Origin of the sequence: Gallibacterium salpingitidis, from assembly GCF_030517105.1 — a bacterium.
Classification (GTDB): domain Bacteria; phylum Pseudomonadota; class Gammaproteobacteria; order Enterobacterales; family Pasteurellaceae; genus Gallibacterium; species Gallibacterium salpingitidis.
Map to the genome: position 1 here is coordinate 152,515 of NZ_CP103875.1, position 21,603 is coordinate 174,117.

The 21,603-nt window shown below is 36.4% G+C and carries 17 protein-coding genes; 13 read left to right on the forward strand and 4 right to left on the reverse strand.

Annotation, left to right across the window (positions count from 1 at the left end; genetic code table 11):
* Positions 1-219 precede the first annotated feature (219 nt).
* Genes NYR30_RS00780 through NYR30_RS00795 form a run of 4 tightly spaced genes read left to right on the forward strand, consistent with a single transcriptional unit; the run spans position 220 to position 5,097 of the window.
* Positions 220-1,209 (forward strand): ABC transporter substrate-binding protein, encoded by a 990-nt coding sequence (locus tag NYR30_RS00780; protein ID WP_066111164.1) that lies wholly within the window; start codon positions 220-222, stop codon positions 1,207-1,209.
* 19 nt (positions 1,210-1,228) lie between these two features.
* Complete coding sequence (locus NYR30_RS00785; protein WP_066111162.1) at positions 1,229-2,317, forward strand: ABC transporter ATP-binding protein; 1,089 nt, start codon at positions 1,229-1,231, stop codon at positions 2,315-2,317.
* Between the two features lie 2 nt (positions 2,318-2,319).
* Positions 2,320-4,017, forward strand: a complete 1,698-nt coding sequence (locus NYR30_RS00790; RefSeq protein WP_066111160.1) for an ABC transporter permease — start codon at positions 2,320-2,322, stop codon at positions 4,015-4,017.
* A gap of 21 nt (positions 4,018-4,038) precedes the next feature.
* On the forward strand, positions 4,039-5,097 hold the full coding sequence (locus NYR30_RS00795; protein ID WP_066111158.1) for an ABC transporter ATP-binding protein: 1,059 nt from the start codon (positions 4,039-4,041) through the stop codon (positions 5,095-5,097).
* Positions 5,098-5,141: 44 nt separating this feature from the next.
* On the opposite strand, the gene NYR30_RS00800 is transcribed toward NYR30_RS00795, so the two are convergent.
* Positions 5,142-5,744: a DNA glycosylase gene (locus NYR30_RS00800; protein WP_066106801.1), complete on the reverse strand. Its 603-nt coding sequence runs from the start codon at positions 5,742-5,744 to the stop codon at positions 5,142-5,144.
* A 56-nt stretch (positions 5,745-5,800) separates the two neighbouring features.
* Complete coding sequence (gene asd / locus NYR30_RS00805) at positions 5,801-6,910, reverse strand: aspartate-semialdehyde dehydrogenase (RefSeq protein ID WP_066106804.1); 1,110 nt, start codon at positions 6,908-6,910, stop codon at positions 5,801-5,803.
* Between the two features lie 245 nt (positions 6,911-7,155).
* Between asd and NYR30_RS00810 the strand changes: the two genes are divergently transcribed.
* From NYR30_RS00810 to NYR30_RS00845, 8 genes are all read left to right on the forward strand, one after another.
* The gene (locus NYR30_RS00810) at positions 7,156-7,743 is read left to right on the forward strand and encodes a UbiX family flavin prenyltransferase (RefSeq protein WP_231923680.1); all 588 of its coding nucleotides are present in this window, start codon (positions 7,156-7,158) and stop codon (positions 7,741-7,743) included.
* Positions 7,744-8,070: 327 nt separating this feature from the next.
* On the forward strand, positions 8,071-10,695 hold the full coding sequence (gene alaS, locus NYR30_RS00815; protein ID WP_066111156.1) for an alanine--tRNA ligase: 2,625 nt from the start codon (positions 8,071-8,073) through the stop codon (positions 10,693-10,695).
* A gap of 106 nt (positions 10,696-10,801) precedes the next feature.
* A complete protein-coding gene (csrA, locus tag NYR30_RS00820; RefSeq protein WP_066106811.1) occupies positions 10,802-10,993 on the forward strand; it encodes a carbon storage regulator CsrA in 192 nt (63 codons plus the stop codon).
* 27 nt (positions 10,994-11,020) lie between these two features.
* Positions 11,021-12,385, forward strand: coding sequence for a phosphohexomutase domain-containing protein (locus tag NYR30_RS00825; protein WP_066111152.1), 1,365 nt, complete (start codon positions 11,021-11,023; stop codon positions 12,383-12,385).
* Between the two features lie 89 nt (positions 12,386-12,474).
* Positions 12,475-13,365 (forward strand): UTP--glucose-1-phosphate uridylyltransferase GalU, encoded by an 891-nt coding sequence (gene galU, locus NYR30_RS00830; protein WP_066111150.1) that lies wholly within the window; start codon positions 12,475-12,477, stop codon positions 13,363-13,365.
* 314 nt (positions 13,366-13,679) lie between these two features.
* The gene (gene glpT / locus NYR30_RS00835) at positions 13,680-15,137 is read left to right on the forward strand and encodes a glycerol-3-phosphate transporter (RefSeq protein WP_066111148.1); all 1,458 of its coding nucleotides are present in this window, start codon (positions 13,680-13,682) and stop codon (positions 15,135-15,137) included.
* A gap of 71 nt (positions 15,138-15,208) precedes the next feature.
* Positions 15,209-16,303, forward strand: coding sequence for a glycerophosphodiester phosphodiesterase (gene glpQ, locus NYR30_RS00840; RefSeq protein ID WP_066111146.1), 1,095 nt, complete (start codon positions 15,209-15,211; stop codon positions 16,301-16,303).
* Between the two features lie 185 nt (positions 16,304-16,488).
* Complete coding sequence (locus NYR30_RS00845; RefSeq protein WP_066111144.1) at positions 16,489-16,812, forward strand: ComEA family DNA-binding protein; 324 nt, start codon at positions 16,489-16,491, stop codon at positions 16,810-16,812.
* Between the two features lie 101 nt (positions 16,813-16,913).
* On the opposite strand, the gene fis is transcribed toward NYR30_RS00845, so the two are convergent.
* Entirely contained in the window at positions 16,914-17,210 is a 297-nt protein-coding gene (fis, locus tag NYR30_RS00850) for a DNA-binding transcriptional regulator Fis (RefSeq protein WP_065234168.1), read from the reverse strand.
* Between the two features lie 27 nt (positions 17,211-17,237).
* Positions 17,238-18,212: a tRNA dihydrouridine synthase DusB gene (gene dusB / locus NYR30_RS00855; RefSeq protein ID WP_066111142.1), complete on the reverse strand. Its 975-nt coding sequence runs from the start codon at positions 18,210-18,212 to the stop codon at positions 17,238-17,240.
* A 322-nt stretch (positions 18,213-18,534) separates the two neighbouring features.
* On the opposite strand from dusB, the gene lacZ reads away from it, so the two are divergent.
* Positions 18,535-21,591 carry a beta-galactosidase, LacZ type gene (lacZ, locus tag NYR30_RS00860; protein ID WP_302501552.1) on the forward strand — a complete coding sequence of 1,019 codons (3,057 nt, stop codon included), beginning with the start codon at positions 18,535-18,537 and terminating at the stop codon, positions 21,589-21,591.
* Positions 21,592-21,603: the final 12 nt, after the last annotated feature.

The window sequence follows — 21,603 nt, forward strand, 5'->3', positions numbered from 1 at the left end:
TTCTCGATATATTTATTAGTGATATTTAACACTTAATAAAATGGGTTAATTTTGACCTATATTTATATGTTAAATGAGTTAAATTTGACCATTTTTTACGAAGTATACCCCTCTTTTTTTTTTTCTAAGTCAGATAGTTATTGTAGGTTAAGTTCTATACAAAATTAGAACGATTTGAGCAGTATTACCCATTAATAAACAGATAAGAAGGACTGGCTTATGAACAAGAAATTATCCTCATTAATCATCACTCTTGGGTTAAGTATGACCGTTGCAGGTTTTGCTCAAGCGAATGAAAAACTCATTGTATATACATCAATGAAAGAATCTTTGATTGGTGCATTAAAAGCAAAATTTAGCGAAAAACATCCAGAAGTTTCAATGGACTATCAATCTGCTGGTGCAGGTAAGTTGATGGCAAAAATCGCAGCAGAGAAAGAGTCTGGACAAATCATGGCAGACGTTATTTGGACTAGTGAAGTACCGGATTTCTTTAAAATGAAAGAAAATGGCATGTTAGATCCGTATGTTTCGCCAGAAGTCAGCAATATTGTAAATCCGATTCCTAATTTTGATGGTTCTTTTACGCCGATTAGATTAGGAACATTAGGTATTGCTTATAACACACGTTTTGTGAAAGAACCACCTGCGACATGGGATGATATTACTGGTCCAAAATATAAAGGTGCTTTTGGTATTGCTAACCCTGCATTATCAGGAACCTCTTATATGAGCGTTGCTTTATTGAAATCTACTTTTGGCTGGGAATTTTTTGAAAAAATTAAAGCGAATAAAGGGAAAGTAGGTAAAGGTTCAGGGCAAGTTGTGGATGATACTGCGTCTGGCGATTTATTAGCATCGTTAGCAGTGGATTACATTACAAACGATAAAATTAAGAAAGGCGCAGAATTAAAACTAGTTTATCCTAAAGAGATGCTAGTGATTCCAAGCCCTGCAGCTATTTTTAAAGGAACTAAAAATAAAGAAGCTGCCAAAAAATTTATTGATTTCTTACTTTCTGAAGATGCACAAAAGATTATTGCTCAAGAAGGTACATTACCTGTGAGAAAAGGAATCCCATCTTTAGAAGGAATGCCTACCGTAGATGATGCGATGAGTCGTGCAATTCCAATTGATTACCAAGCAATTTTGACTGAGAAAGAAGAAACGGTGAAGAAATTCACGCAAATTCTTCAAGGGCGTAATTAATAGTTAAGGGATATGTTTTATGGCAACAATTAAATTCGAAAATATAAGCAAAGCTTTTGGTTCGAATGAAGTGTTGAAAGATTTATCTCTTGTAGTAAAAGATGGTGAATGTTTTACCTTACTAGGACCATCCGGGTGTGGAAAAACAGTATTACTTCGTTTATTAGCAGGGTTTGAAGTACCTGATAAAGGAAGAATTTTAATTGACGACAATGTAGTGGCAGATGCCACCACAGGTGTCGATATACAACCTGATCAACGTGGATTAGGCGTTGTTTTCCAGGACTATGCTGTTTGGCCACATATGACAGTATTTGACAATATAGCTTATCCATTAAAGCTGAAAGAGTTAGATAAGCAAACTATTCAGCAGCAAGTGATGGAAGTGGTAGATTTAGTGAATTTAACTGGTCTAGAGAAACGCTTGCCATCTCAACTTTCTGGAGGACAACAACAACGTGTTGCTTTAGCGAGGGCACTTGTTGCAAGGCCTTCTTTGATGCTCTTAGATGAACCTTTAAATAATTTGGATGCAAATTTAAGAGAAGAAATGAGGTTTGAAATTAAAGAGTTACAAAAGAAATTAGGGATTACTATTTTGTATGTAACTCATGATCAAGAGATTGCTTTAGCTATTTCTGATCGTTTAGCGATTATGGATAAAGATGGAAATATTCAGCAAATTGGTACGCCATGGGAAATTTATGAGAAATCTGAAAATGAAATGGTGTTTAAATTTATGGGATTAGCTAACTTTATTCCTATACGTTATGAGCAAGGTTGTCATTTTGTCGGGCAAGGAACACAAGCGATTCAATGGGAAAATCTTCCTCAACAGCAAGGCAAATTAGGTTGCCGACCATCAGATATTATCCTCAGCAAGCATCCGACAGGATTAAAAGGAAAAGTTGTTAGAGCAAGTTTTCTTGGTGCAGTGATGGATTATATGATCGATATTGATGGTGTGTCTTTGCGCACAGAAATTTCGACGAATACTGCATTACAGAATAATCTCATGTTCAAAGAGGATGAAGATTGTTATGTCAATTTCCACGATTTACTTTGGTTTGCTGATGATCAACAAACAGAGCAACAGATGAGGAAATAGTTATGGCGACAGTAATTGAGAAAAAAAGCCCATTTAATGTAGCAAATAGTATTTTGGCGCTATCAATAGGTATCTTGGTGATTGTCGTTGCTGTACCAGTATTATTGATATTTATCAATTCATTTTGGGTAGATGGTCAATTTAATATTAGTGATGTAGTAAAAATTTTGAAGCAAGAAGAAACTTATGAAGCCTTATTGAATTCATTATTTATTGCATCTGGCGTGACAGTGATGAGTACTATTGTTGGCACATTTTTTGCCTGGTTAGTAACTCGCACTGATTTACCTTATAAAGGATTTATGAAGGTTATGTTTCTAGTGCCATTTATGCTACCGTCATTTATTGGTGCATTGGCATGGAAAATGCTTTTATCTCCTCGTGCAGGTTATATAAATCGTTTCTTTATGGATACATTTGGATTCGAAGAGCCTATTTTCAATATTTATAGTTATGCTGGAATTATGGCTGTTGAAACCATGTATCTCTTTCCATTTGTCTTTATTCAAGTTTGTGGTGCTTTAGAACGAATGGATCCTACTTTAGAAGAGTCGGCTCGTATTTCTGGAGCAAGTCTATTTACGATTACCAGAAAAATTACTATTCCATTAGTGATGCCAAGTATTGTGTCAGGTGCGCTTTTGATCATGCTGTACTCTATGGCTCATTTTGGTACGGTTGCAGTACTAGGAATTGAAAATGGTATTTTTAATATTCCGACTCTAATTTATGAACGTATTCACCAAAGCGCAGGTAGTTTTGAAGCAATTCGTACTGGTACTGTATTAGCAACAGTTTTGGTGTTTACTGCAGCGGTAATTATTTGGTTACAAAATAAGATTCTTAATCGTGGACGATTCCAAATTATTGCAGGTAAAAGTTTCCGACCTGTTGAAGTGAAACTCAGAGGATTAAGAATGCCATTGCTGATCATCTGTCTGCTTTATATTGCTTTCACGATTGTATTACCAACAGTAACAATCTTTATTGTAGGTGGATTAAAAACTTATGGTTTACCAGTTACATGGGAAAATCTCACATTAGATAATTATAAGTTTATCTTGTTTGAATGGCAGTTAACCAAAGATGCTATTCGTAATAGTGTATTGTTGGGATTAGCAGCAGCAGTGATCACCATGTTTGCCGGTGTAATGATCTCCTATGTTATTGTGAAGATGAGAGTAAAAGGCAAAGGTATTCTTGAGTTTTTAGGTATGTTGCCATTCTCAGTACCTGGCTCGGTAATCGCGTTAGGGGTAATTTTAGCGTGGAGTGGTAAGTTTGGTATTAATTTATATAACACAGTATGGATTATCCTAATTGCGTATATTGCACGTTATATGGCGTTCTCTTTGAAAGCAAATTCAGCTGCATTGGAGCAAGTACATGATTCTTTGGTGGAAGCTTCTCGTGCTTGTGGTGCGAGTATGTGGCAATCATTGAAGGATATTGTTATTCCTCTTGTGCGTCCAGGAATGATCGCTGCATTTTTCCTTATTTTCTTACCAGCGTTGCGTGAATTAACGGTATCTGTGATGTTATATGGCCCATCAACTCGTACTATTGGTGTTGCTATTTATACATTGAATGAAGATGGTGAAACTGTATATTCAGCCGCTTTAGCTGGTATTGCGTTAATTATTATTGTCTTTGGACAAACAGTAATTAAGCGTTATGCGGAAAAGAAAACGAAAAAATAGCCGGATTTTGAGGAGAAAAATATGAGTTATATTCAACTTAACCATGTAATGAAACAATTCGGCGATGTAATAGCGATTCCTGATTTAAATCTTTCAATTGAAAAGGGTGAATGTTTTTCAATGTTGGGACCGTCAGGATGTGGTAAGACAACTACATTACGGATGATAGCTGGATTTGAAGATCTTGATGGTGGTGAGATTAGAGTTGGAGAAAGATTACTTTCGTCTAAAGCAACAAATTTCTATTTACCACCAGAAAAGCGTAATTTTGGTATGGTATTTCAGGCATTTGCAGTATGGCCTCATATGAGTGTGTATGACAATGTTGCATTTCCATTGGCGTTGAAAAATTTGTCAAAACAAGAAATTGAGAAAAGAACAACAGATGCTTTAAAACATACTAATTTATTGAGTGTTGCTAAAAAAAGTCCGGATGATCTATCAGGTGGTGGAAAACAGCGAGTAGCTTTAGCAAGAGCATTAGCTTTAAATCCAGATGTGATGTTACTTGATGAACCATTATCAAGTTTAGATCCACATTTGCGAGAAGAAATGCGTTTCGAGATTAAAGCATTACAACGTAAATTTGGTTTCTCAATAATTTATGTTACCCATGATCAATCAGAAGCAATGGCGTTGTCAGATCGTATCTTAGTTATGAAGAAAGGGGTTATTGAGCAAATCGATACACCACTAAATGTTTATAATAATCCAGCAAATAAATTTGTATTTAGTTTTATTGGATTATCTAATCAGTTAAAGGTGAACGTATCTGCTCAAGGAGTTTCTTTTGATGGATGCGATGGACAGTTTATGATTAATCCAACACCGCCAGCTGAGTTGATACAACAAGGAAAGGCGATTCTTGCTACTCGTCCATCCGAAATAGATTTTGTTAGCCAAGGTGGTATTCCTGGAGTAGTAAAACGTCGTTCATATTTAGGTGAGGTTATTGATTATAGTATTTTGATTGGTAATCAGGAACTTCGTATACAAAAAGGACGACGAGATCATGGTCCGCAAGAAGGTGAAATGTGTCAAGTAGTCTTTAGTCGTTTACATTGGTATCCTGTGGAATAAATAATATATGGCTTAAATTATTTCTAATTTAAGCCATATATAGTCTAAATAGTGGATATATCTAAGATTTGTTCTTTAATAAAAAACTGCCGATAAATGTCGGCTTTTTTATTGAGAGCAAGTGGATAAGCACGAGAAGATGATGGTAAACGATAGAGGTGATATTGTTGTTGCCCAATCGTAATTTCGCAGCTTTCTCCTGAAGCTGGCATTTTAATTTTTTCTGGTAGTAGTGATAACAAGGTTTCTGTGGCTTTTTCACCTGCAGTCATCAGTACCTTACATTGTGGAATTTTTGCTAATACCGCAGTTAAATCAATTGGTTCAACAATTTGCAAGAATTTATCTGAGGCATTGCCTTGCTGGCGGATAATCTTATAACCTGAATCACAAATGGCGATACCCTGTTGTTGCAAAAATTGTTCAATTTTTGCTTGGTCAAATAACTGTTTATCGGCAGTTAAAAAATGATCTTTATCTTGAAAAAACACTAAGCCGAAAATACGCCACATATCGTTTTGGAAATTAGGATAATAGAAATTCATTTTCCAACGGTTTTGTGGTGGAGGAAAACTACCTAACATCAAAATTTTAGCGTTAGTAGGTAAAAATGGTTTGAGGGGATGAGTTTCAATAATATCAGTCATAACAAACAAGAAAAAACTCGCTTCTACAGTATAGAAGCGAGTTTATCAAAAATGAATTAAGCAACTAATTGTTTTAAGATACGGCGGATTGGTTCTGCTGCACCCCAAAGTAATTGGTCACCAACAGTGAACGCAGCAAGATATTCAGGCCCCATATTGAGTTTACGTAAACGTCCGACTGGAACACTTAAAGTGCCAGTTACTTTTGCCGGAGTTAATTCACGTAAAGTGGTTTCTTTATCATTTGGAATGACTTTCACCCACTCATTATGTGAAGCAAGAATTTGTTCAATTTCTGCTAATGGTAAATCTTTTTTCATTTTGATGGTGAAGGCTTGGCTGTGGCAACGTAATGCACCGATACGAACACATAGCCCATCAATTGGCACAGGATTTTCAGATAAACCAAGAATTTTGTTAGTTTCTGCGTAGCCTTTCCACTCTTCTTTGGTTTGGCCGCTTTCAAGTAATTTATCAATCCAAGGAATTAAGCTGCCTGCTAATGGAGCACCGAAGTTATCGCATGGTAAGTCTGCACGCATTTTCGCAGTCACTGCACGTTCAATGTCTAAAATGGAAGAAGCTGGGTTTGCTAAATCAGCTTCAACAACATTATGTAATTGTCCCATTTGTACTAAAAGTTCGCGCATATTTTTCGCACCGGCACCACTAGCTGCTTGATAAGTTGCTACAGATACCCATTCAACGAGATCACGCTCAAATAAACCGCCTAATGCCATTAACATTAAACTTACAGTACAGTTACCGCCGACATAGGTTTTGATTCCTTCTTTCAATCCTTTATCGATAACGTGTTGGTTTACTGGATCTAATACAATAATAGCGTCTTTTTCCATACGAAGTGCAGAAGCTGCATCAACCCAATAACCGTCCCAACCGGTAGCACGTAATTTTGGATAAATTTCATTGGTGTAATCACCGCCTTGACAGGTTACGATAATTTCTTGTTGTTTTAATGCATCAATATCGTAAGCGTTAAGTAATACGCCAGCGTCTTTGCCTGCAAATGTTGGCGCTGGTTGTCCAGCTTGAGATGTAGTGAAGAATGTTGGAGCAATATTTGCGAAATCTTGTTCTTGTTGCATACGGTCCATTAAAACTGAACCGACCATTCCACGCCAACCAATAAAACCGACTTTTTTCATTGTTATACCCTCATTAGTTAATTTTAAAATAAATGCTGTGTTTGTTTGAAAAGTCTTAATTAATTACTCTATAAAATGAATTAAATCAATACTTGATACTAAAAAAATAGTAAAAAATCTAAATTTTGTTGAAATGAATAACAAACCAGCAAGAAATTGCTATAACAACAGTGGTTTTTATATTTATTTGCTATGATATGGCATTAACAGTAGTGGACAGAGATTCACTAGGAGAAAATAGAATTATGGTGAAACGAATTATTATTGGGATTTCCGGTGCATCAGGCGTTGTCTATGCCATAGACTTATTAAAAACATTGCGTAATTTACCGCAGGATATTGAGATTCATGGTGTAGTTAGCCAATGGGCAAGAGAAAACTTGCGCATTGAAACGGATATGAAATTAACAGAGTTATATGATCTCATGGATTATCATTATGCCAATCACGATATGGCGGCGACGATTGCCTCAGGTTCTTATCTAATTGATGCGATGGTAATTGTGCCGGCAAGTATGAAAACAGTAGCCGGTATTGCTTGCGGTTTTCATGATAGTTTAATTGGGCGTGCGGCGGATGTAACGTTAAAAGAACAGCGTAAGTTAATTATTGTGCCAAGAGAAACGCCACTTAGTGTGATCCATTTAGAAAACTTAACGAAATTAGCTAAGTTGGGGGCTCATATTATTCCGCCAATCCCAGCGTTTTATCACCCACCACAATCAGTTGAGGAATTGATTCGTCAGCAAACGACAAAAATGTTAGATTCATTAGGTATAGAACATAATGTTGCTGAGCGTTGGCAAGGTTCTTCGCGCTTTAACAAAGGTTAAAACCAGAGAAAATAGGCATTTTCTGAGAAAAATATCGAATTTTGAGAGGTAACGCACTAAATTAGGCAATTTATTGCGTTAAGATAACCCATATAGTGTATTTTTTAAGAGTATTACAGTTACCGTAAATTTGCTGTGGTTTAGTTAAAACAAGAATTTTATCTGAAAACGCCTATTCTACATTCAATAAAATTGAAAAATGTGCAAGAATAAGCACCGTTTATTTTATCGGTAAAATACAAATTTTTTCTCTTCCCTTTTTAGAAGTCATAAAATTTTGTAATACGCAGAAAAGAAAATTCTTCTTTTTAAACTAATAGGATTTTTATGAAAACAACGGCAGAAATTAGACAGGCTTATTTAGATTTCTTTCATAGTAAAGGACATCAAATTGTTGCAAGTAGTTCATTAGTGCCAGAAAACGATCCGACATTGTTATTTACCAATGCTGGAATGAATCAATTTAAAGATGTTTTCTTAGGTGTTGATAAACGTTCCTATCATCGAGCCACTACAGCACAACGCTGTGTGCGTGCAGGTGGTAAACATAATGACCTTGAAAATGTAGGTTATACCGCACGTCACCATACTTTCTTTGAAATGTTAGGAAATTTTAGTTTTGGTGATTATTTTAAACATGATGCGATTCATTATGCGTGGGAATTTTTAACATCATCACAATGGTTAGGATTACCGAAAGAGAAATTATGGGTAACTGTGTACGAAACTGATGATGAAGCTTATAACATTTGGCATCAACAAGTAGGTGTACCAGCAGAACGTATTATTCGTATTGGTGATAATAAAGGTGCGCCTTATGCTTCAGATAACTTCTGGCAAATGGGTGATACAGGTCCATGTGGTCCATGTACAGAGATTTTCTACGATCATGGTGATCACATTTGGGGTGGTCCTCCAGGATCTCCAGAAGAAGACGGTGACCGTTATATTGAAATTTGGAATGTAGTATTTATGCAATATAACCGTCTAGCTGATGGCACAATGGAAAAACTACCAAAACCATCTGTTGATACCGGAATGGGGCTAGAAAGAATCAGTGCAGTATTGCAACATGTTAACTCCAATTACGATATCGATATTTTCAAAACATTAATTGCGAAAACAGCCGAAATTACCGGTGAGAAAGATTTAACCAATAAATCATTACGTGTAATTTCTGACCATATTCGTTCTTGTGCTTATTTGATTGCCGATGGTGTATACCCTTCTAATGAAGGTCGTGGTTATGTATTACGTCGTATTATTCGTCGTGCAGTACGCCATGGTCATTTGCTTGGTGCAAAAGAAACTTTCTTCTATAAATTGGTGCCAACTTTAATTGAAGTAATGGCTCAAGCTGGTGATATTCTTAAAGAAAAACAAGCACATATTGAGAAATTATTACGTTTAGAAGAAGAACAATTTGCCAGAACTTTGGAACGTGGTTTAGCACTATTAGATACTGAATTAGCATCATTAAAAGGTAAGGTGCTTTCTGGTGAAGTAGCATTCAAGTTATATGATACTTATGGCTTCCCATTAGATTTAACTGCAGATGTTTGTCGCGAACGTGATATTACGATTGATGAAGATGGATTTAATCGTGAAATGGACGCACAACGTGAGCGTGCACAGGCAGCAAGTCAATTTGGAATGGATTACAACAGTTTAATTCGTGTGGATGGTGTGACTTCTTTTGAAGGTTATCATGAAGTAGAAAGCCTCGCGAAAGTATCAGCAATTTTCATTGATGGCAAACAAGTTGATGAAGTGAATGCTGGACAAAGTGCAGTAGTGATTCTCGAAAATACGCCATTTTATGCAGAATCAGGTGGCCAGATCGGGGATAGCGGTGTTTTAGAAAGTGCGGATGTGCTATTCACTGTCAAAGATACGCAAAAATATGGTCAAGTATTCGGTCATATTGGTGAATTACACAAAGGACAAATTAAAGTTGGTCAAACATTAAATGCGGTAGTTGATGCAAAACGCCGTCAAGCGACCTCACTTAATCACTCAGCGACCCATTTACTACATGCTGCGTTGCGTCAAGTGTTAGGCAGTCATGTTGCACAAAAAGGTTCTTTAGTTTCAGATAAATTATTACGTTTTGACTTTTCTCAACCTGAAGCAATTAGTAAAGCGCAATTAGCAGAAATTGAGCGTATTGTTAATGAACAAGTACGAGCAAATCATGCAGTAACTGTTGAAGAGATGGATATTGAAGCTGCAAAAGCGAAAGGCGCAATGGCGTTATTTGGTGAGAAATATGGCGATGTTGTTCGTGTGATTACCATGGGCGATTTCTCAGTAGAGCTTTGTGGCGGTATTCATGTGAAACGCACTGGTGATATTGGCTTCTTTAAAATTGTTTCTGAAAGTGCAATTGCGGCTGGTACTCGTCGTATTGAAGCGGTTACTGGTGAAGAAGCCTTTAATGCTGTATTAGCACAACAAACTTTATTGATGCAAAGTGCAGATTTATTGAAATCTGATGTACCGTCTATTGTTGAGAAAATTCAACAATTGCAAGATAGAGCGAAGAAATTAGAAAAAGAGTTACAGCAATTAAAAGAAAAATCAGCTGTTCAAGCTGTTTCTGATCTAGCGCAACAAGCACAAGAGTTAAATAGTGTTAAAGTAGTAATTAAAGCAGTAAATGGTGTTGAACCGAAATCATTGCGTATGATGGTTGATGATTTGAAAAATCGACTTGGTTCAGCGGTTATTGTTTTTGGTGCAACACAAGATGAAAAAGTCAATCTTATCGTTGGCGTTACCCCAGATGTAACTGACCGAGTGAAAGCAGGAGAATTGGTGAATTTACTTGCACAATTTGTCGGCGGTAAAGGTGGTGGCAGACCAGATATGGCAATGGCTGGTGGTAACGAGCCTGAAAAATTGAACGAATCGTTAGCCTTTGCGCAAAGTTGGTTGGCGGATAAGCTATAAGAGATTCACCTCCATTTGGAGGTGAAAATCCTCGTTGATAATTAACCTATCTGAAAGTAGAGATTGATAAATTTCGCTAATATTAATACAGGAAAAGGAGTGAATTATGTTAATTCTAACTCGAAAAATGGATGAGAAATTATTAATCGGTGATGATATTACGATCAGTGTGTTAGAAATTCGAGGAAATCAAGTCAAAATTGGCGTTGATGCACCAAAGGATGTTGCTATTTATCGTGAGGAAATTTACCACAAGGTAAAAGAAGCGAAAGCAAAAGAACAACAAAATAAAGAATAATTTTGACAACAAAAAATGAGGTAAAACATGGAGAAAATAACCTGCTTTAAAGCCTATGATATTCGTGGAAAATTAGGCGATGAGCTAAATGCAGATATTGCTTATCGAATTGGGCGTGCTTTTGGGCAATTTTTAAAACCTAAAAGTATTGTTGTAGGTGGTGATGTTCGCCTGACAAGTAAAGAGTTAAAAAGTGCCGTAGCAAATGGTTTATTGGACTCAGGAGTAGATGTTATTGATCTTGGGCAAACTGGAACAGAAGAGATCTATTTTGCGACCTCATTTTTAAAGACCGATGGCGGAATTGAAGTGACAGCAAGTCATAACCCAATGGATTACAATGGCTTGAAATTAGTGCGCGAAGGTTCTCGCCCTATTAGTGGTGATACAGGGTTGAAGGATATTCAACGTCTAGCAGAAGAAAATAACTTCCCTGAAGTCACTAAGAGAGGTCAATATAAACAAATTTCTGTTGTTGATGATTATGTTGCTCACTTACTTTCTTATATTGATTTAAGTAAATTAAAACCGCTTAAATTAGTGATTAATTCAGGTAATGGTGCAGCAGGTCCGATTATTGATAAAATCGAAGCTGTATTTAAACAAAAAAATGTACCAATTGAGTTTGTAAAAGTGCATAACAATCCAGATGGTACTTTCCCTAATGGTATTCCTAATCCGTTATTACATGAAAACCGTCAAGACACCATTGATGCAGTATTAAAAAATAAAGCAGATATGGGAATTGCTTTTGATGGTGACTTTGACCGTTGTTTCCTTTTTGATGAAAAAGGAGAATTCATTGAGGGGTACTACATTGTTGGTTTGCTTGCTCAAGCATTCTTACAAAAGATTCCAGGCGCGAAAATCATTTATGATCCACGTTTAATTTGGAATACAGAAAAAATCGTGGCAGAAAATGGTGGTGAAGCAGTAATGTCTAAATCTGGTCACTCATTCATTAAAGAGAAAATGCGTAGTGTAGATGCGGTTTATGGTGGTGAAATGAGTGCTCACCATTATTTCCGTGATTTCTTCTATTGTGATAGCGGTATGATTCCTTGGCTATTAGTAACAGAATTACTTTGCACTACAGGTAAATCATTAGGTGAATTAGTGGGTAATAGTGTAGAAACTTTCCCATCTCCAGGTGAAATTAATAGTAAATTGGCAGATGCAAAAGTTGCAATTGAACGTGTGAAAAATGCTTATGCACCAAATGCAGTTAGCGTAAGTGATTTAGATGGTATCAGCATTGAATATCCAGATTGGCGTTTCAATTTGCGTTCTTCTAATACAGAGCCTGTGGTACGTTTGAATTTAGAAACACGCGGTGATAAATCCTTGATGGAAGAGAAAACAGCTGAAGTATTAGCATTATTACGTCAATAACGTTTTTTCCCATTATGGGAGATATAAAGGTAACCGCACATCATTGTGCGGTTATTGTTATCTGATTTTTAGAGAGAAAAGGAATAATAATGAAAGCAATTATCCCTGTTGCTGGTTTAGGAACAAGAATGTTGCCGGCGACGAAAGCCATTCCAAAAGAGATGTTGACTATTGCAGATAAACCATTGATTCAATATATCGTGAATGAATGTGTTGCTGCAGGTATTAAAGAGATTGTTTTAGTAACGCATTCTTCAAAAAATGCTATCGAAAACCATTTTGATACCTCGTTTGAATTGGAAACAATGTTGGAAAAACGGGTAAAACGTCAATTGTTGGAAGAAGTGCGTTCGATTTGTCCAAAAGATGTAACCATTATGCACGTACGCCAAGGTTACGCTAAAGGCTTGGGTCATGCGGTGTTATGTGGTCGCGCTTTGGTAGGAAATGAACCTTTTGCGGTAGTGCTACCTGATGTAATTTTGGCAGAATTTACTGCTGATCAGAAAACAGAAAATTTAGCTGCAATGATTAAGCGTTTCAATGAAACCAAAGCTAGCCAAATTATGGTGGCACCAGTTGCTAAGGAAGAAGTTTCTAGCTATGGGATTGTAGATTGCGCAGATGTTGATTTAAATACACATGAAAATGCAGTGATTCGTAATATTGTTGAGAAACCAAGTGTAGAAACCGCACCATCGAATTATGCTGTAGTGGGGCGTTACGTATTTTCAGCAGCAATTTGGGATCTATTAGCAAGAACACCTGTCGGTGTAGGAGATGAAATTCAATTAACTGATGCAATTGATTTACTCATTAAGCAAGAAACAGTTGAAGCCTTTACTATGAAAGGTAGAACTTTTGACTGTGGTGATAAAATTGGTTATATGCAGGCATTCGTTGAGCATAGCTTACATCATCCAAAGTTAGGTGAAGAGTTTAAGCAGTATTTGTTACAGTTGGCTAAAACTTTAAAATGATTCTTTTTAAATTTTAAGTAGGCTAAATGATATTTAGCCTATTTTTTTGCTCTATTTCTATCTCACTTTGTTTTATTCGCTCACAAATTATCATTTTCCACTAAAAATTTTACTGAAACGCTTACTTCAGCTCTTATTTTGAGTGTTTTTTGTTTATTTTTGGTGGAAATGCTCTATATAAAAATAAAAAATTAAAAATTCTTTGTGATAACGCTCACAAATAATAAATTATACACACAACAATAATATGGTTTTGTGCTATTTTACACACGAACTCTTTTAAGTGTTTATTATAAAAAAATTTGGAGGATTCTATGTTTGGTTTTTTGAAACCTGCTCCTGAGAAGCCTATGCTTCCAGAAGATCAAATTGATCCAACGTATCGTCGCTTACGTTGGCAAGTATTTTTTGGTATTTTCTTTGGTTATGCAGCATATTATTTTGTGCGTAGTAATTTCGATTTAGCGCAAAAAGGATTAATTGAAGCTGGGATGTACACCAAAACCGAACTTGGTATTATCGGTATCGCACCGGGTTTGGCGTATGGTTTGTCTAAATTCTTTATGGCAGCCGTTTCTGACCGTTCTAATCCGAAAATGTTCTTACCATTTGGTTTAGCATTATCTGGATTGTGTATGACATTAATGGGGTTAATTCCATGGGCAACATCAGGCATTCTCATTATGTTTGTGATTTTGTTCCTTAATGGTTGGTTCCAAGGGATGGGATGGCCTCCTTGTGGTCGTACAATGGTACATTGGTGGTCAAAGAAAGAACGTGGAACAATCGTGTCTATTTGGAATACCGCACATAATGTAGGTGGTATGGTTCCAGCAGTGTTAGTTGGTGTTGCTAGTTCAATTTATGCGGCAAATCATCCAGAAGTTGCTAAAGTAACCTTTGGTCATGTGTGGCAAGAAGCATTATATTATCCAGGTATTGCTGCAATGATAGCTGCAGTAATTATTTTCTTTGTGATGAAAGATACACCGCAATCTTGTGGTTTACCGCCAATCGAAAAATATAAAAACGATTATCCTGAAGATTATAATGAAAAAACCTATGAACATAATCTTAGTACCAGAGATATTTTTATTACTTATGTGTTGAAAAATCGCTTACTTTGGTACATCGCAATTGCTAACGTGTTTGTTTACCTCATTCGTTACGGTATTTTGAAATGGTCACCAGTTTATCTTGGTGAAGTAAAACATTTTGATATTAAAGGTACAGCATCTGCATATGCGATTTATGAATTTGCTGCGATTCCAGGTACATTACTTTGTGGTTGGGTATCTGACAAAGTGTTTAAGGGTAAACGTGGTTTAACTGGTTTCGTGTTTATGGTGTTAGTAACTATTGCAGTTATTGTATTTTGGTTAAATCCAGCAACACCACAAGAAGAATTAGCACAATATGCGAATTTACCTTGGTATAAAAACCCATATCAATTAACTGACTTTATCTTGATGACGACTATTGGTTTCTTAATTTATGGTCCTGTTATGCTTATCGGGTTGCACGCATTAGAATTAGCGCCGAAAAAGGCAGCTGGTACATCAGCAGGTTTCACAGGATTATTTGGTTATCTTGGTGGTACAGTTGCAGCAAGTGCGGTTGTAGGTTGGGCATCTGATACTTACGGCTGGGACGGTGGTTTCTACGTTATGGTAGGTGGTTCAGTATTAGCTTGTGTACTAATGTTGATTACGATGATGGAAGAAGGCAAACATAAAGCGAAGATAGCTAAAGAAGATCGTTACGGTAACTAATTTTTATAAGGCGATAACCTGGTTTATCGCCTTTTTTGTATCCATTGTTTATCAATTAAAGGAGAACTTATATGAAGTTAAAATATCTTGTAGTTGCGTTAATGAGTGCAGGTTTACTGGCTGGTTGTGCTACACAGTCAACAAATCAAACATTATCTTGCGATAAAAAGTTGGTTATAGCGCATCGTGGAGCTAGTGGTTATATTCCAGAACATACTTTAGAGTCTAAGGCATTAGCTTTTGGGCAAAAAGCAGATTATTTAGAGCAAGATCTGGTAATGACGAAGGATAACCATCTTGTAGTAATTCACGATCACTTTTTAGATGGTTTAACAGATGTAGCAAAAAAATTCCCAAAACGTCATCGTAAAGATGGAAAATATTATGTGATGGATTTTACCTTGGCAGAAATTAAAAGTTTGAATATGACTGAAAATTTCAAAAACGAGAATGGTAAACAAGTACAAGTTTATCCAAATCGCTTCCCAATGTGGAAATCCAATTTCAAAATTCATACTTTTGAAGAGGAAATTGAATTTATTCAAGGCTTAGAAAAGTCGACAGGTAAGAAGATTGGTATTTATCCAGAAATCAAAGCACCTTGGTTACATCATCAAGAAGGTAAAGATATTGCCTTAGCAACATTGAAAGTATTGAAAAAATATGGATATACAAATAAGAATGATCTTGTCTATCTTCAAACTTTTGATTTTAATGAATTAAAACGTATTAAAACGGAGTTAGAACCTAAATTAGGCATGGATCTAAAATTAGTTCAGTTAGTTGCTTACACTGATTGGCATGAAACAGAAGAGAAAAATGCTCAAGGTCAATGGGTAAATTATAGTTATGATTGGATGTTTAAACCAGGTGCTATGGCAGAAGTAGCGAAATATGCTGATGGTGTTGGGCCAGGTTGGTATATGTTAGTTGATGATGAAAAATCAACAGTGGGTAATATTAAATATACGCCAATGGTACAAGATATTGCTGCACAAAAATTAGAATTACATCCTTATACTGTACGGAAAGATGCTTTACCTAAATATATGAAAGACGTGAATGAGATGTATGATGCGTTGTATAACAAAGCTGGAGCAACAGGTTTATTTACTGATTTTCCAGATTTAGCAGTGCAATTCCTTGATAATCAGTGTAAAAAATAATTATTTAATCTTTTCTACTCCATCCAATAGTACCTTTATTGGATGGAGCGTTATTGATTTAAATCTATTTCTGCGATCTCGATTCCATTTTTTATCTCATTAATTCGTCTTAGGTTGCTTTTTTACTCACAATGCAATTGTCATAACAAATGACATTCTATGGTTATTAATTGATGAGGTAATTTATGAAGCTAAAGCATTTTTTATTGTTAGTTTGTGGTTCTTTATCTATGTTGTTATCGCCGTTGTCCATCGCAGCAACAGAAACAACAAATTCACCAGAGCAAGTACAGCCTGTGGCAGTACAAAGTGATAAGGTAAATTTAAATACTGCTACGGCGGAGCAATTGCAAAAAGGCTTAGTTGGTATTGGAGCGAAAAAAGCACAAGCAATTGTGGAGTATCGTGAACAACATGGTGCTTTTACCGCTATTGAACAGCTAACTGAAGTAAAAGGAATTGGTACAGCAATTCTTGAAAAGAATAAGGAGAGAATGACGGTAGAATAATGGATACAGTAAAAATTTCCTATTAAGAACAACAAAAAAATTGCTCCCAAATAAAGTATAATTTGGGAGCAATAATAATTCTCTTAAGAGAAAGTTTCTAATCAGCCCATACCATATTTTTTTAATTTTTTGCGTAAGGTACCACGGTTGATGCCCAACATAGTTGCAGCACGAGTTTGGTTACCGCGAGTATATTGCATAACCATATCCAACATCGGATGCTCAACTTCTGCTAATACTAATTCATAAAGATCATTCACATCTTGTCCATTTAGTTGTGCTAAATAGTTTTTTAATGCTTGTTTTACAGAATCACGTAATGGTTTATTAGTTACTTGAGCTTGCGCATTTAACGTTGAGACTGTTAATGCTTCGGCAGTGCTACGTTGTTCGAACATTTTTTCCCTTTATCTACTTTATTATGATTACGACATAAGTCGGATTGAACACAAAAATTCCTCTAACGCATCTAATTGATCATTAGGATCAGTCAATGCATTAAAAGCTCGCTTAAAATCAGAGTATGAACCAAAACGGTCGATATACCAGGCAACATGTTTTCGTGCAATGCGATAACCTTTTTCTGTACCATAAAACTGGTGCAAGTTGGCTATATGTTGCAAAATTAACGCTTTCTTTTCAGAAAATGGTATCTCTGAACTAGTTCTGTTCTGCTCTAATAATTCGGTAATTTCTCGAAAAATCCATGGGTTTCCTAAGGCCCCTCGCCCAAGCATAACGGCGTCAGCACCTGTGTAATCTAAGACTTCTTGAGCTTTGCTGGCAGAATCAATATCTCCATTGGCAATAACAGGAATTGATACTGCTTGTTTGACTGCTTTAATACTGTCATATTCTGCATGGCCATTGAATAAACAGGCCCGTGTTCTCCCATGAATGGTGAGCGCTTGAATACCTGCATCTTCAGCTATTTTGGCAATCAAACTGCAATTACGATGTTGTAGATCCCAACCAGTTCTTATTTTTAACGTTACGGGAACATCGACTGCATTTACCACTGCTTTTAAAATCTTAGCGACTAGATCTGGATATTGTAATAGAGCCGACCCAGCCAATTTCTTGTTCACTTTCTTGGCAGGACATCCCATATTAATATCAATGATTTCTGCGCCGTAACCGACATTAACCTGTGCTGCTTGCGCCATTTCATCTGGATCACTGCCGGCAATTTGTACCGCATTGATACCAATTTGAGGATGATGAGCTAAGCGTAATTTAGATTTTTCGGTATGCCATACATCAGGGTTCGTGGACATCATTTCTGAAAAAGTTAATGCCGCGCCATATTGTGAACAAATACGTCGGAAAGGAAGATCAGTAATCCCTGCCATAGGTGCTAAAATAACAGGATTTTTCAAATTAAATTGACCAATCTGCACGTTTTATTACCTATAACTACCTTATCGTTTTTGCTCTTTTTTGGGTGAATTGATGATGACAAAATCGCCAGTCTTTGGGACTGAAACGGTCGCTTATAATACGCACTTTTACTGCAATAGTGAAGCACTAAATGCGATCTAACGAAGAAAAAATGTACTTTTTTTCGACTTAATTCGCTGAAAGTTTAAACAATGTAAAAATTTTATGATTAAAATCGAAAATTGATCAAAGCTGATTGCTAAAAAAAGAATAAAGAGTAATGATTTTATTGCTTAAAACTCTCTTATGATTGGCGCATAACAACGGAATAAAGGAATATTTATGTGTAGTTTACAACCTCGTTTACAATGGTTATCAGATCCAGCAATTTTTTCAGTAAATCGACTTGCAGCTCATTCAGATCATCACTATTACGCTACGTTGGCGGAAGCACAATGTAAAGCAGAAATGCCAATGCGTTATTCATTAAATGGTGATTGGTTTTTTCATTATGCAAAGAATCCACAACAACAACCGCAGCAGTTCTATCAAATGGATTATGATAATCGTAGTTGGCAGACTATTCGTGTCCCAGGACATATTCAATTGCAAGGTTTTGTGAAACCGCATTATGTAAATACGATGTATCCTTGGGATGGTAAAGCTGATATTCGTCCACCAGCCATTCCTGTTGATGATAATAGTGTGGGTAGTTATGTGAAATATTTTTATGTACCACAACAATGGCAATCACAAGAGCTCTTTATTTCATTTCAAGGTGTCGAAACAGCCTTCTTCGTTTGGTTGAATGGTGAATTTGTTGGTTATAGCGAAGATTCTTTTACGCCGGCAGAATTCTATTTAACACCATTTTTAAAGGATGGTGAGAATAAACTTGCGGTGGCGGTTTATCAACGTAGTACAGGAAGCTGGCTCGAAGATCAGGATTTTTGGCGCTTTTCTGGTATTTTTCGTGATGTCTATTTATACACGATTCCTAAAATTCATCTGTATGATGTTGCCGTTACTACAGAAATTCCTGCAACCTTAGATTATGCAGAATTAAAGATTAGTGGCACATTACGAGCAGCTGAACCAGCAACAGAGAAAACTGTTGTTGCCACTTTAGTTGATGCCAATGGTGTAACGGTCGCTGCAACACAACAAACATTAACCGCTGATCAAGTATCACTTTGCTTACCGCTAGCACAACCGATTTTATGGAATGCTGAAGCACCTTATTTATATCAACTCTATCTACAAATCTTGGATCAGCAACAGCAAGTCGTGGAAGTAGTGCCGCAACAAATTGGCATACGCCGTTTTGAAATGAAAGATGGCGTGATGTTATTAAATGGGCAACGCATTGTATTTAAAGGGGTAAATCGCCATGAATTTAATTGTCATCGAGGTCGGGCAATTACTGCTGAAGATATGTTGTGGGATATTAAAACGTTAAAACAGAATAATTTTAATGCGGTCAGAACCTCACACTATCCGAATCAAACTTTATGGTATGAGTTGTGCGATCAATATGGATTGTATGTGATTGATGAGGTGAATTTAGAAACACATGGTTCGTGGCAAAAAATGGGAAAAGTTGAACCATCGTGGAATATTCCAGGTAGCGATATGCGTTGGCAAGAGATCGTTCTAGATCGTGCTAAATCAATGTATGAGCGTGATAAAAATCATCCTTCTATTTTAATTTGGTCATGTGGTAATGAATCTTATGCAGGGGAAGTGTTGTTAAATGTCGCTAATTATTTGCGTGCTCAAGATCCTAAGCGTTTAGTACATTATGAAGGCGTTTTCCATTGTCGTGAGTTTGATCAGATCAGTGATATGGAAAGTCGTATGTATGCGAAACCAGATGAAATAGAAGCCTATTTACAACAAAATCCAGCTAAACCTTATATTAGTTGTGAATATAGCCATGCAATGGGTAATTCTAATGGGAATTTGCATAAATATATTGCATTAGAAAAATATCGACAATATCAAGGCGGTTTTATTTGGGATTATATTGATCAAGGTCTGTTACAGAAAGATCGTTATGGGCATGATTATCTTGCTTATGGTGGTGATTTTAATGATCGTCCGACTGATCGTAATTTCTGTTGTAATGGTCTGGTCTTTGCTGATCGGACACTATCACCAAAAATGCAAGAAGTTAAATATCTATATCAAAATCTAAAATTAGAGCCACAACAAGATAGTGTGTTAATTCGCAATGACAATTGCTTTATTGATACTGACGATTATTACTTTGTTGCACATTTATTGTTGGATGGTAAAGAGCTAGAGAGCAATGCTTTTACAGCGATTATCCCACCACAATCAGTCCAACAAATTCCATTAACTTGGGTGGAACAAAATTTATGTTATGCTGGTGAGTATTGTGTTCAAGTAACAGCACATTTAAAACAAAAAACATTGTGGGCAGAAGCAGATAGCGAATTGGCATTTGGACAATATATTTTTACGAAGTCAGCCGTTGCAAAAAATGTGACGGAGAATACTCAGAAAGCACTTAAAGTGGTTAATGGAGATATTAATCTTGGGGTATCTGGAGAGCATTTCTCGGTGCTTTTTTCTCGACAAGAAGGCAGCTTAATTTCTTTAATTTTTCATGGTAAAGAGCTGATTAAAACACCACCAATGCCATTATTTTGGCGAGCAACAACAGATAACGATCGTGGTACAGCAAGACGCTTTAAAGCGGGTTATTGGTTAATGGCAAGTTTATCAGCACGTTGTCGTGAGATGACCTGGCAGCAATTAGCAGATGGCAGTGTTATAGTTAAATTCACCTATATTTATCCAATTTACGAACAACTTACGGTAACGGTGGCATACCATGTGTTAGCGTCAGGAGAGGTAGAGGTACTTTGCGAATATAATGGACAAGCAGGGCTACCTGATTTACCAATTTTTGCTTTGAGTTTCCGTACTAATGCAGAGTATCAGCAGTTAAGTTGGTATGCTTTAGGTGAAGCAGAAAATTATCAAGATCGTTGTAGTGGAGCAAAATTGGGTATCTTTCATAATACGGTTAGTGACAACTATGCCCCTTATAGTATTCCACAAGAAACGGGAAATCGTACTGGTGTTCGTTGGGTAAAATGTTATAACGAAATGGAGAGTGCGGGTTTTCAAGTGAAAGCAGTTGATCAACCATTAGAGTGTAATTTCTTGCCTTATACGGCATTTGAATTAGAACAAGCACAACATCACTATGAATTGCCGCCAGTGCATTATACGGTAGTAACAGTGGCTGCTAAGCAAATGGGTGTAGGTGGCGATGATAGTTGGGGTGCAGAGGTGCATCCAGAATATTGTATTCCTGCAACAGGCAAACTCAGTTTTCGTTTTCTTTTAACAGGGTATGATAAGTAGAATTGAGGTTTC

Coding starts and splice junctions, on each gene's coding strand:
- NYR30_RS00780 (WP_066111164.1), top strand. CDS start 220: ATGAACAAGAAATTATCCTCATTAATCATCACTCTTGGGTTAAGTATG.
- NYR30_RS00785 (WP_066111162.1), top strand. CDS start 1,229: ATGGCAACAATTAAATTCGAAAATATAAGCAAAGCTTTTGGTTCGAAT.
- NYR30_RS00790 (WP_066111160.1), top strand. CDS start 2,320: ATGGCGACAGTAATTGAGAAAAAAAGCCCATTTAATGTAGCAAATAGT.
- NYR30_RS00795 (WP_066111158.1), top strand. CDS start 4,039: ATGAGTTATATTCAACTTAACCATGTAATGAAACAATTCGGCGATGTA.
- NYR30_RS00800 (WP_066106801.1), bottom strand. CDS start 5,744: ATGACTGATATTATTGAAACTCATCCCCTCAAACCATTTTTACCTACT.
- asd (WP_066106804.1), bottom strand. CDS start 6,910: ATGAAAAAAGTCGGTTTTATTGGTTGGCGTGGAATGGTCGGTTCAGTT.
- NYR30_RS00810 (WP_231923680.1), top strand. CDS start 7,156: ATGGTGAAACGAATTATTATTGGGATTTCCGGTGCATCAGGCGTTGTC.
- alaS (WP_066111156.1), top strand. CDS start 8,071: ATGAAAACAACGGCAGAAATTAGACAGGCTTATTTAGATTTCTTTCAT.
- csrA (WP_066106811.1), top strand. CDS start 10,802: ATGTTAATTCTAACTCGAAAAATGGATGAGAAATTATTAATCGGTGAT.
- NYR30_RS00825 (WP_066111152.1), top strand. CDS start 11,021: ATGGAGAAAATAACCTGCTTTAAAGCCTATGATATTCGTGGAAAATTA.
- galU (WP_066111150.1), top strand. CDS start 12,475: ATGAAAGCAATTATCCCTGTTGCTGGTTTAGGAACAAGAATGTTGCCG.
- glpT (WP_066111148.1), top strand. CDS start 13,680: ATGTTTGGTTTTTTGAAACCTGCTCCTGAGAAGCCTATGCTTCCAGAA.
- glpQ (WP_066111146.1), top strand. CDS start 15,209: ATGAAGTTAAAATATCTTGTAGTTGCGTTAATGAGTGCAGGTTTACTG.
- NYR30_RS00845 (WP_066111144.1), top strand. CDS start 16,489: ATGAAGCTAAAGCATTTTTTATTGTTAGTTTGTGGTTCTTTATCTATG.
- fis (WP_065234168.1), bottom strand. CDS start 17,210: ATGTTCGAACAACGTAGCACTGCCGAAGCATTAACAGTCTCAACGTTA.
- lacZ (WP_302501552.1), top strand. CDS start 18,535: ATGTGTAGTTTACAACCTCGTTTACAATGGTTATCAGATCCAGCAATT.